Below are 10752 nucleotides of genomic sequence, written 5' to 3'. Positions count from 1 at the left end.
TGGAAGATCGGCACGATTCGCGAAAGCGCAGCCGGTGAAGCGCAGACCGTCGTGATCTAATGGTTGGTATTGCCCGCGCGGATCGCATGCGCGCCGCGCGGGTTCGACGCTTCAACGCCTCAAATCAACGCGTCAAATCAACGCCTCGACCTGATCGAGCACCCGCGCGGTAGCGTGCGGATCGCAGCAGTCCACCACCACCCGTTCTGTCATGCTTCGCAACCACGTGAGCTGCCGCTTGCACAATTGCCGGGTCGCAAAGATTCCCTTGTCGCGCATCGTCGGATAATCGACCGCGCCGTCCAGATATTCCCAGACCTGCCGGTAACCGACGCAGCGCATCGACGGCATCTCGGGCCGCAGATCCCCGCGTTCGCGCAGCTTCACCACTTCATCGACAAAACCGCTGGCCAGCATCGCATCGAAGCGCTGCTCGATGCGTGCATGCAAGACGCTGCGATCGGACGGCTCCAGCGCGATCGGCACGAAGCGCCATGCCGCCGCGGCGTCATTTGGCCGCGCGGGGGCGGCCAGCCATGCCGACATCGCCTGGCCGGTCAGCATGAATACTTCGAGCGCGCGCTGAATCCGCTGCGAATCGTTGGGCGCGAGGCGAGCGGCCGTCACCGGGTCGACGCTCGCAAGCCGTTCGTGCAGGGCCGGCCAGCCTTCGCGCGCGGCGTCGGCATCGAGCGCGGCGCGCACGTCGGGGTCGGCGGCGGGCAGGTCGTTGAGCCCCTGCGTGAGCGCCTTGTAGTACAGCATGGTGCCGCCGACCAGCAACGGCAGCCGTCCACGCGCGTGGATTTCGCCGGTCAGCCGCAACGTGTCGGCGCGAAACTGCGCAGCCGAATAGGCATCGGTCGGATCGACGATGTCGATCAGATGATGTGGCGCCACGGCGCGTTCTTCGGCAGTCGGCTTGGCAGTGCCGATATCCATCTCGCGATAGACCAGCGCCGAATCGACGCTGATGATTTCCACCGGCCGCAGTGCGGCGAGCGCCAGCGCGGCGGCGGTTTTGCCGGAGGCGGTCGGGCCGAGCAGGCAAGGGATCGGCGTGGGAGCGTTGCGTGGCGTCATGAGCAGGCCCGCACGGGTCGAAGCAAAGTCAGCGAGCGCACCGTCACTGCCCGCGCATGAACAGCCGATCGAGGTCGGACAGCGTCAGTTGATACCACGTCGGACGCCCGTGGTTGCATTGATCGGCGCGCTCGGTCGCTTCCATCTGGCGTAGCAGCGCGTTCATTTCGTCGAGCGTGAGACGCCGGTTCGCACGCACGGCATGATGGCAGGCGAGCGTGCCGAGCAGTTCGTGCTGACGCTCGGTCAGCACGCGCGAGCCGCCAAACTCATGCAGATCGGCGAGCACCGCGCGCGCCAGCGCCTGCAGATCGGCGTCCTTGAGCAGCGCAGGCACGGCGCGGATCGCCAGCGTGGTTGGCGACAGCACGGCAAGGTCGAAGCCGAGCGCGTCGAGCGTGTCGCGCTCTTCTTCCACCGTGCCGATTTCGACCGGATCGGCCTGCATCGTCTGCGGGATCAGCAGCGGCTGCACGGCGATTGCGCGATCGGCCAGCGCGTTCTTGAACTGCTCGTAAAGGATGCGCTCGTGCGCGGCGTGCATGTCCACGATCACCAGCCCGTGCGCGTTCTGCGCGAGCACGTAGATGCCGTGAATCTGGCCGAGCGCGAAGCCGAGCGGTTGTTCGTCGGTGGCGTTGAAGGCGGGCGACGGATAGGGCGCCGACGCGTTATACGGCCATGGCGTTTCCCCCGCCGAGTCGCGCGCCTCCAGCAGGGTCGCGCCTTCTGCGGTGCCGGCATGGCTGTCCTTGCGGCCGAACAGCGCGTCGTAAAACGCGAGCGGTTGTGCGACCGGCAGCGTGCCTTGCGTCATGCGCGCCTGGCGCATCCAGGTGTTGCCCGGCTGTGACGACGGGCCGAAGCTGCTGCCTGATCCGCCACGCGCCAGTCCGCCTGTCGAGCCGCCGAAGCCCGCATCGGCGCCGAAACTGCCGCTGCTCACGCCCGCCGCGCCGCCCAGCGGCGTCGCGCCGAACGAAGCCGGGCCGCCTGCCATCGGCTCCAGATGCGCAGCATGACCACCCGCCGTCGTTTCCGGTGATGCGCCTGCATGCCGCGCCAGCGCGCGCTGCACCGCGTGGAACACGAACTGGTGAATCGAGCGTGAATCGCGAAACCGCACTTCGATCTTCGACGGATGCACGTTGACATCGACGCCCTCTGGCGGCAGATCGAGGAACAGCACATAAGACGGATAGCGGTCGCCATGTAGCACGTCTTCATAAGCGGCGCGCACCGCGTGCGTGAGCAGTTTGTCGCGCACAAAGCGGCCGTTGACAAAGAAGTATTGCTGATCGGCACGCCCGCGGCTCGCGGTCGGCAAGCCCGCGCAGCCGTAGACGGCCAGCGGCCCAGCGGATTCGTCGAGTGGCAGGTGCGCCGTCGAGAAGGTCTCGCCGAGAATTTTCGCGACCCGCACCGGCGGCTCGCTCGCGTTCCAGTGTTCGACCGCCTTGCCGTTGTGCAGTACTGAAATTGCGACGTCGGGCCGCGCCAAAGCCGCGCGCCGGATCTGTTCGAGGCAATGGCCGAGTTCGGTCTGCTCGCTCTTGAGGAATTTGCGGCGCGCGGGCGTGTTGTAGTACAGCTCGCGCACTTCGATTGTCGTGCCCTGGGTGCCGGCCGCCGGGCTCAGTACGCCAGTTTGCGCGTCGACGCGCACGGCATGCGGCGCTTCGGCGGTGCGGCTCGTGATGGTCATCTGTGCGACCGACGCGATCGACGCCAACGCCTCGCCACGGAAACCGAGCGTGGCGACCGCTTCCAGTTCGGCGAGCGAGCGGATCTTGCTGGTCGCATGGCGCATTAGCGCGAGCGCCAGTTCGCTCTCGGGAATGCCACAGCCGTCGTCGGTGATCGAAATGCGTTTGACGCCGCCTTCATCAAGCAGGATACGCAGCGTCTGCGCGCCCGCGTCGAGCGCGTTTTCCAGCAACTCCTTGACTACCGAGGCGGGCCGCTCCACCACTTCGCCAGCGGCGATCTGGCTGATCAGCTGATCGGGAAGGGGCTGGATCGCTCGCAACGGGCGCGGGGCGGGCGCGGCGGCGGCCACTGCGGCCGCGGCGGAATCGGCAGGCGTTTCGGAGAATTCTGACATGGCGAAATTATAGCGATTCGGCACAGAGCCAACCGGCAACTGATTTTTAATCGCGGGCGGGCACTTTCGGTATCATGACGCGGTCAATTTGCGGCGGCGAGCGGGTGCTTGCCGTCTTCATCGCGGGCCTGCCGGCAAGGCTGTTTTCACCGCGTTCACATTCCCTTAACAGAGGACGCTCCTTGGACACGCTGCTACATTTCGTCAACCTTGTGTTGCACATCGACAAGTTCCTCGGAGACTTCATCCATGTGTATGGTGCCTGGGTCTACGCGGTGCTGTTCGTCATCGTGTTCAGCGAAACGGGCCTTGTCATTCTGCCGTTCTTGCCGGGCGATTCGTTGTTGTTCATCGGCGGCGCGTTCTGTGCGACGGGCCAGTTGAACCTCGGTCTGCTGATCGTGCTGCTGCTGGTGGCCGCGATCGCCGGCAATACCGTCAACTACATGATCGGACGGGCCATCGGGCCGCGGGTGTTCGATTCGCATATTCCTTTTCTCGAACGCTTCCTCGACCGCAGCGCGCTGCAGAAGACACATAACTTCTATGAAAAGCATGGCGGCAAGACCATCGTGCTCGCGCGTTTCATTCCGGTCGTGCGAACCTTCGCGCCGTTCGTGGCCGGCGCTTCATCGATGACCGTGAGCCGGTTCCAGTTGTTCAACGTTCTCGGCGCGCTGCTATGGGTGTTGCTGCTCGTGCTGCTCGGTTATTTTTTCGGCAATATTCCGTTCATCCGTCAGTATCTGAACGTAATCGTGCTGGTGGGTATCGGCGCGGCCATCGTGCCGGTTCTGCTCGGCGCGGTGTGGAAGATGATGCGCAAGGACGGGGCCAAGGCCAACAGCCGCTGACGCGTCATTGCCGATGCCTGCGCAGGCAGATGAACAAAAGGCGTCGCGAATCTCGCGACGCCTTTTTCATTTTGCGGTGTTCAGAATCGCCGGCGATGCGGCGCACGCTTCTCTCTCAACCGGCCGCGGTTCCCGTCGCGCCCGGGCCGACCACACGCGGCGCCAGCGGTGTTTCCGGCGTCGGATAGCCGGCTTCCTTGAAGGTCTGGACGATCGCGCGATTCGTGTCGAAATAAACCTGCCAATAGTGATCATTGGCCGTGTAGGGGCGCACGCACAGCAAGGGTCCTTCCGGCGTGAAGCTCAGCACTTCGATGTCGGGCGCGGGGCTCTCGGCGACGTTCGGAATCTGCACGATGGCCGCCCTCAGCCGGTTCATCGCGTCAGTGGGATCGACGCCGTTCGCGATCTTCGCGGTCAGCTCGACACGCCGTACCGGCAACACACTGAAGTTCGAAATCGTGTCCGAGAAAACCTTGTTGTTGCCGACGATGGTCGTCACGTTGTCCGGCGTCACGATGGTGGTGCCGAACAGGCCCAGCTCCGAGACCGTGCCGGTGACGCCTCCCGCGGTGACGAAGTCGCCGACCTTGAACGGCCGCAATACCTGCATGAAGACGCCGGCCGCGAAGTGCGCAAGCAGCCCGCCCCACGCGGTGCCGATCGCCAGGCCGAGACCAGCGAGCAACGCGGCGAACGAAGTCGTCTGGACACCGAATATCTGCAGGATCGCGAGGATCAGCAGCAGGTTCAGCAAGCCGCCGAGAATCGAGCCGAGATAGTGAGCGAGAGTGGGGTCGACCCGGCCATTGCGCGCGAGCACCTTGCGCAGCACGCCGATGATCAGACCGATGATCCAGCGTCCGACGATCCACAGAACGATCGCGCCGAGAACCTTGGTACCGAGGTCGATGCCTCGGGTCATGATGAACACGCGTACGGTATCGAGATCCAAGATGTCCCCCGTTGGAAAAGTTGCCTTCGACTGATTGAACAACAGATGGCGCAATACAGCGGCAATGCCCGACGGCGGACGCAAACGGCAACGCGCGGTCTTCGGAAGTTATAGGCGACGGCGCACGCATACGCAAGGACCGTTCCTGTCTTCCGAACGCAAAGCCTGGCGGGAGAAAGCGGCGGATCAGACGGTCGCCCTCAAAGGGGCGACGGCTTGCTGTACGCTGGGCGCGTGAGCGCGCTTGCGCGATGCCTTTGGAGCAGGTTGGTGACGTCGATTAGCGACCGGCGACGAGTCGCGCCGAGGCGCGTGCGCCTGGAGTGGGCTTACATGCGCAGATGCGATTGCGAATAGGGAGAGGTGTGGATGACGAGCGTTTTGTCGGCGGTGGTTGTCGCGGCACGCTTGCGGCGCGTCACGTGATGCCACGCGAAAGCAATGACGATCGCGATCACGTAGGCGGCAGCGCGGACGGAAAAGGCAGCCGGCGTGCTGAACTGGCCGTAGCGGTTCTGCGCGTCGGCGAACACGAGAAAGCTCAGCGCCGCATCGAACAGCAGCGCGGCCAGTGCCAGCGCGGCGAACACGTGCGCGCCATTGATTGCTGGACCAGGTGTGAACCGGTTGTACACACCACATGCGATCACGACGACCGCGAGTAAAGCGAGGTTCGAAACGAGATCGAACAGAAAATTGGCCATATCGATGCAATGAAAACGCAGGGTCTCGCGGCATTGCCGATGCGTCTGTCGACGCATGGCTCCAGTGTGTCTTGCCGATCGGCGGCGATCATTGCATATCTTTTCATCTCGATAAATCACCGGGGTTCGATGCTGTTGGTGGGAAGCGAAAGCTCTGGGACGACGCTGATTTCTAGTACGAAACGTTGGTTTGAATCGTAGAAATTTGTCAATGTGATAGTGAGGAATGCAATAGAACCGAATGGAGTGCGTCGATCTTCGCCGGTCCGTTGCCAGCGAGAAAGGAGGGCGTGTTTCGGCGCTCAGCTTTCGAAAGCAGACGAGCGTGTTTGAATGGTTTGTATGCGATTGTGATGTAAACGTTGTCGCCGTCGACGGAGCCATGTCCGCGTCCTTTAGCTGGCCAATCAGAAGCGGTACGACACGCCGATCTGCAGCGTGGGATACCAACGATAGGGAGACGCTTTCTCTTGCAGTTGTTGCAGCCCCGTCGCGATGATCTGCTGGCTCAGCGCGGGGCCGGCAGCCTGGGCGAGCGCGGGCGACAGCGTGTATGACGAGCGCGGGATGCCATAAGCGACGCCCAGATCGACCACGAGGCCGAACCCTTTTCTGGTGGGGTGCAGGCCGTAGCCAATACCCAGATATGGCATTACGGGTGGGTGCCTGGCGGTGGCCGTCGCGTACTCGCCCGGAAAGGCGGGCAAGGTTTGACCTTTGAACGTGTAGGTGCCGTTCGTGGGAACGGAATCGCCGCTGACTTGATTGCCCGTGAAGCGAACGCCGGCCGTGATGCGAAAGCCGCTATTCGACCACGGAAAGAAGTCACCGTAGATGCCGCCCTGACGCAGACGCACGTCGTCCTTGTAGCGATTCCCGCCCACGGTAAAGTCATGCGAGAACTTGAATGCATTGAAGTCCGCATGCACGCCGAACCATGACGTGAGACTCAGTGCCGCGCCGGCACCGATGCCAAGCGTGCCTCCCTGCACGAATATTTCCTGCGCGTGCGAGGTCTCGATCGATAACGCCAAGCCAACTACCCAGATTACTTTTATCGTTCGCACGGGCATCCCCTAGGCGGTCGGGCGGTAGGAATCATTGCCTCTTGGCCCGATCTCATGGTTTATTCCGGAGCGCTCTGCAGGCGCCGTGAAGCGATCATGCGTGCGCAGACCCTGAGTGGTCTGTGGGGAGTCGAACGATTTGGGGGAATGAACGAGGAGGGCGCTAGAGCGGCGAGCTAAAGCGCGAGGCAAAAAGAAAAGGGCTTACATGCATTCGCATATAAGCCCTCGAATCTTTTGGTAGGCCGTACGGGATTCGAACCTGTGACCAACGGATTAAAAGTCCGCTGCTCTACCAGCTGAGCTAACGACCCAAAAGAGAAGCGAAATTATATCGATAGCGTTGGTGGGCTGTCAACCCATCGTGGCTAATCAAACTATCGACACTTCAATTAGTAGAAGGCCGGGCATCGCTACCCGGCCTTCGAGCGAGAGGCGCGCGTGGCTTTGACATCGGACACTGCGCGTGACAGCCAACTACCCGACAGCGATACGACTACTTGATCTGCGACAGCTTGCTCTGAGCCGACTGCGCAACGTCCGAGCCCGCGTATTGCGCGACGATCTGCTCCAGCGTCTTCTTGGCCGCGGCCTTCTGACCTTGCTCGAGCTGATTGTTCGCGATCGCCAGCAACGCTTCCGGCGCACGCGGATGCTGCGGATACTTGGCCACCACACCTTGCCAGACGGCCGTCGAACCCTTGTAGTCGCGCAGCGCATACAGCGCGTTGCCGAGCCAGTACTGCGCGGTCGGCTGATAAGGGCTGTTCGGATACTTGGAGATGAAGCTGCGGAACGACGCAGCGGCGTTCTTGAAATCGCCGCTGCGGAACTGCTGCGAAGCCGCATTGAACGACTCGGTTTCGCCCGGCTGCACCTCGCCCTGGACGCCGTCCACCGTCTGTTGCTGCGGCTCGAATTTCTTCAGGCGCGTGTCCAGATCGGTGTAGTAGTCCTTCTGCTGCTTCTGCAGCGTGGTGAGCTGATTCGCCATGTCCTCGTTCTGCCCGCGCAGCGTCGCGACCTGCTGGTTCAACTGGTCGAGACGGTTGGACTGATCGAGGATCGTGCGTTGTGCGGCCGACAGCTGGCTCGACAAACTATCGGTCTTCGAGCGCAGATCGAGGATGGCCTGGCGGGCCTGATCGTCGTCGAAGATGCCCGCATGCGCGGGCACGGCCGCGAAGGCCGTGCCCGCGACGCAGGCCGCTGCGGCAAACCGCAGCCAGGAGAAACGATGCGTCATTCGGCTCATCACCCGTTGACTTACTGTTGATACACGAGGTCTGCGCGGCGGTTCTGTGCCCACGACGCTTCGTCATGACCCGTAGCTTGCGGCTTTTCCTTGCCGAGGCTCACGGCTTCCATTTGCGAGTCCGTCACGCCCATCAGCGACAGCGAACGGCGCACGGCTTCAGCACGCTTCTGGCCGAGCGCCAGGTTGTACTCGCTGGTGCCGCGTTCGTCGGTGTTGCCCTGGATCAGGACGTGGCGTTGCGGATGGCTCTTCAGGTATTGCGCGTGTTGTTGCAGCAGTGACTGGTAGTCGTCCTTGACCGAGTAACTGTCGAAGTCGAAATAGATGCTGCGCTTGGCGAGCGGGCTGTTCGGATCGTTCAGCGGGTCGACGTTTACCTGTGCGACATCGTTCGGGTTCGGCTGGGTCGACACTGCACCGCCCTTGCCGGCATTTTCGTCGAGCTTGACGCCCGAGTGACATGCGGCCAGCGCGCCGACCATCAGAACAGCAAATACATAGCGAAGTTTGGACATCATTTTGGTTACTCTCCTTGTGTTATTGCATCAAACGTTACTGCATAAACGGGCCCCAGGACGGCTCGCGTACGCTGCCCCCCTGAACGGACAGGACCTGCCGAGTGCGACCGTCGGTCGACACTGCGGCCAACACGCCACGGCCGTTCACCTGTGTGGCGTAAAGAATGTACTGACCGTTCGCCGCGAAGCTCGGCGATTCGTCATGTGTCGTGTCCGTCAGGCCCGTGGCTGATCCGCCTTGCAGGTCCTGGATATAAAGCTTGAACCCGCCGCCGACGCGCGAGATGTAAGCGAGCTGTTTGCCGTCGGGGCTCACGCGCGGGCTGGTGTTGTAGCTGCCCGTGAACGTGACGCGCTGCGCGGAGCCGGCGTTTTCGCCTTGCGCCGACATCTTGTAGATTTGCGGTGCGCCGCCACGGTCGCTGGTGAAATAGATCGACTGGCCATCAGGAGAGAAGGTCGGCTCGGTGTCGATCGCGCTGCCTTGCGTGAGACGACGCAGACCGCTGCCGTCCGCGTTGACGGCGAAAATCTGCGTGTTGCCGGTGCGCGAGAGCGCGACCGCAAGCGTGCGTCCGTCCGGCGACCACGCCGGCGCACTGTTGTTGCCCTTCTGATCCGACACGACCACGCGACGGCCCGTAGGCAAGTCGTGGATGTAGACGATCGGCTTCTTCTTTTCGAACGAGACGTAGGCGACCTTCGTGCCGTCAGGCGACCACGTGGGCGAAATGATCGGCTCGGGGCTCGACAGCGCGATGTGCGCGTCCTGGCCGTCCGAATCGGAGATCTGCAACTGGTAACGGCCGCCCGTCTTGATGACGTACGACAGGCGCGTGGCGAACACGCCGCGGCCGCCCATCAGCTTCGCGTAGATATAGTCCGCGACCTTGTGCGCGCTCATGCGCAAGCCGCTTTCGGGACTCACCAGCACGAGGCCGCCGAGGCTTTCGCCCTTGACCGTGTCGTACAGCTTGAAACGTACTTCGTACTGACCGTTCGGCAGGCGGTTCACGCTGCCCGCGACGAACGCGTTGGCGCCCTTGGCTTTCCACGCGCCGAGGTCGACGGAATCCGATTCCGACACCGGCGTGGAGCCCGCGTCGATGTTCGTGAATTTGCCGCTGCGTTGCAGATCCTGACGCACGATCGTGCTGACCTGCTGCGGCGAGTTCGCCTCATTGGCGAAATTGGCCGTGGCGATCGGAAACTGGGTGGACCCGACGCCCGTCACGAGGACGTTGAGTTGTGCGTTGGCGGCGCCGCCAACGGCGATCAGGCACGATGCTACGAGTGTCCGCAGGCCTAGCTTGGTCATCAAACTCATGCTGTATGGATTCCCCAAAAACGGTTTTACTACACTTCACGACAGCAGACAGACCGGAAAACGCCTAATTCGTTCCCGAGCGCACCCCGTGAGCGGGCGCAGCGTCTGCCGTCGACTGACTGTCAAATTGCCATCAACTAGCCGGACGCAGCGTAATCAAAAAGCTCTCCGGCGTCTTGCCATTGGTGTCGAGCGGCATCGGATCGGTGCGATGAACTGCCCGCAATGCGGCGGCGTCCCACGCGGCATTGCCGCTGCTGCGGGAGATCGTTGCGCTCAGCAAGGTGCCGGTCGGCGAACAGCGCACCGAGATAACGGTTTCCAGACCTTCCGTTTCGCCGCCCCACGAGACATTCGGCAGCACGGCGCGACGCACCTTGTCCGCGTAACCCGGCGATGCCGCCGTGCCCCCCGAGCCACTGCCCGTGCCGCTCTTGCCGAGCCCGTTGCTGGACGAGCTCGTGCCGCCAACCGCACCCTGCATTTGCGCGAGACGCGCGCGCCGTTCGGCATCGAGCTTCTTCGCTTGCGCTGCGGCGTCGGCTTGCGCCTTGGCCCTCGCGGCTTTCTGCGCGTCGGCTTTCTTCTGCGCTTCAGCTTCGGCCTGTTTCTGCTGTTGCTCCTGCTGCTGTTCCTTCAACTGCTGCTGCTTTTGCTGTTCGGCCAGTTGCTGCTGCTTCTGCTTCTCGGCCTGCTGTTGTTGCTGCTGTTTCAGTTTGGCTGCCGCAGCCTTTTGCGCGGCCTGGTCAGCGGCCAGTTGCTGCTGCCGCTTCTCCTGGGCTTCCTGCTGCGCCTGCAGCTTCTGCTGACGCTGCTGCTCGGCCAGTTGAGCCTCGCGCACCGCTTCCTGCTGCTGGCGCTTCTTTTCCTGTAGCGCGATGT

10 protein-coding genes and 1 tRNA gene are annotated in these 10752 nt (G+C 62.8%); 1 reads left to right on the top strand and 10 read right to left on the bottom strand.

Annotated elements, in window-relative coordinates; all coding sequences use genetic code 11:
* Window positions 1-132: 132 nt before the first annotated feature.
* The gene (miaA, locus tag CIC12_RS05640; protein ID WP_168662960.1) at window positions 133-1083 is read right to left on the bottom strand and encodes a tRNA (adenosine(37)-N6)-dimethylallyltransferase MiaA; all 951 of its coding nucleotides are present in this window, start codon (window positions 1081-1083) and stop codon (window positions 133-135) included.
* A 43-nt stretch (window positions 1084-1126) separates the two neighbouring features.
* On the bottom strand, window positions 1127-3187 hold the full coding sequence (mutL, locus tag CIC12_RS05635; protein ID WP_168662958.1) for a DNA mismatch repair endonuclease MutL: 2061 nt from the start codon (window positions 3185-3187) through the stop codon (window positions 1127-1129).
* Between the two features lie 182 nt (window positions 3188-3369).
* Here mutL and CIC12_RS05630 point away from each other — a divergent pair, with 182 nt between their 5' ends.
* A complete protein-coding gene (locus CIC12_RS05630; RefSeq protein ID WP_168662956.1) occupies window positions 3370-4041 on the top strand; it encodes a VTT domain-containing protein in 672 nt (223 codons plus the stop codon).
* A gap of 115 nt (window positions 4042-4156) precedes the next feature.
* Here the strand turns inward: CIC12_RS05630 and CIC12_RS05625 are convergent, their stop codons facing one another.
* From CIC12_RS05625 to tolA, 8 genes are all read right to left on the bottom strand, one after another.
* Entirely contained in the window at window positions 4157-4996 is an 840-nt protein-coding gene (locus CIC12_RS05625; protein WP_168662954.1) for a mechanosensitive ion channel family protein, read from the bottom strand.
* A 329-nt stretch (window positions 4997-5325) separates the two neighbouring features.
* Window positions 5326-5700 (bottom strand): hypothetical protein, encoded by a 375-nt coding sequence (locus CIC12_RS05620; RefSeq protein ID WP_168662963.1) that lies wholly within the window; start codon window positions 5698-5700, stop codon window positions 5326-5328.
* A 407-nt stretch (window positions 5701-6107) separates the two neighbouring features.
* Window positions 6108-6734, bottom strand: a complete 627-nt coding sequence (locus CIC12_RS05615; protein WP_446727987.1) for a hypothetical protein — start codon at window positions 6732-6734, stop codon at window positions 6108-6110.
* A 271-nt stretch (window positions 6735-7005) separates the two neighbouring features.
* Window positions 7006-7081, bottom strand: a tRNA-Lys gene (locus CIC12_RS05610).
* Window positions 7082-7263: 182 nt separating this feature from the next.
* Window positions 7264-8013 (bottom strand): tol-pal system protein YbgF, encoded by a 750-nt coding sequence (gene ybgF, locus CIC12_RS05605; protein ID WP_168662950.1) that lies wholly within the window; start codon window positions 8011-8013, stop codon window positions 7264-7266.
* A gap of 20 nt (window positions 8014-8033) precedes the next feature.
* Complete coding sequence (gene pal, locus CIC12_RS05600; protein ID WP_168662948.1) at window positions 8034-8543, bottom strand: peptidoglycan-associated lipoprotein Pal; 510 nt, start codon at window positions 8541-8543, stop codon at window positions 8034-8036.
* Between the two features lie 34 nt (window positions 8544-8577).
* Window positions 8578-9870, bottom strand: a complete 1293-nt coding sequence (gene tolB / locus CIC12_RS05595) for a Tol-Pal system beta propeller repeat protein TolB (RefSeq protein ID WP_168662946.1) — start codon at window positions 9868-9870, stop codon at window positions 8578-8580.
* A 133-nt stretch (window positions 9871-10003) separates the two neighbouring features.
* Window positions 10004-10752: cell envelope integrity protein TolA (gene tolA / locus CIC12_RS05590; protein ID WP_168662944.1), on the bottom strand; the 749-nt coding region annotated here is incomplete at its 5' end.

Origin of the sequence: Paraburkholderia sp. SG-MS1 (genome assembly GCF_012275575.1) — a bacterium.
Lineage (GTDB): Bacteria > Pseudomonadota > Gammaproteobacteria > Burkholderiales > Burkholderiaceae > Paraburkholderia.
Note: the sequence above shows the minus strand (reverse complement) of the source record. Positions and strands in the feature narration are given on the sequence as shown.

Excerpts from the sequence above, each read along its gene's own strand:
- miaA (WP_168662960.1), bottom strand. The coding sequence starts at position 1,083 with ATGACGCCACGCAACGCTCCCACGCCGATCCCTTGCCTGCTCGGCCCG.
- mutL (WP_168662958.1), bottom strand. The coding sequence starts at position 3,187 with ATGTCAGAATTCTCCGAAACGCCTGCCGATTCCGCCGCGGCCGCAGTG.
- CIC12_RS05620 (WP_168662963.1), bottom strand. The coding sequence starts at position 5,700 with ATGGCCAATTTTCTGTTCGATCTCGTTTCGAACCTCGCTTTACTCGCG.
- ybgF (WP_168662950.1), bottom strand. The coding sequence starts at position 8,013 with ATGACGCATCGTTTCTCCTGGCTGCGGTTTGCCGCAGCGGCCTGCGTC.
- pal (WP_168662948.1), bottom strand. The coding sequence starts at position 8,543 with ATGATGTCCAAACTTCGCTATGTATTTGCTGTTCTGATGGTCGGCGCG.
- tolB (WP_168662946.1), bottom strand. The coding sequence starts at position 9,870 with ATGAGTTTGATGACCAAGCTAGGCCTGCGGACACTCGTAGCATCGTGC.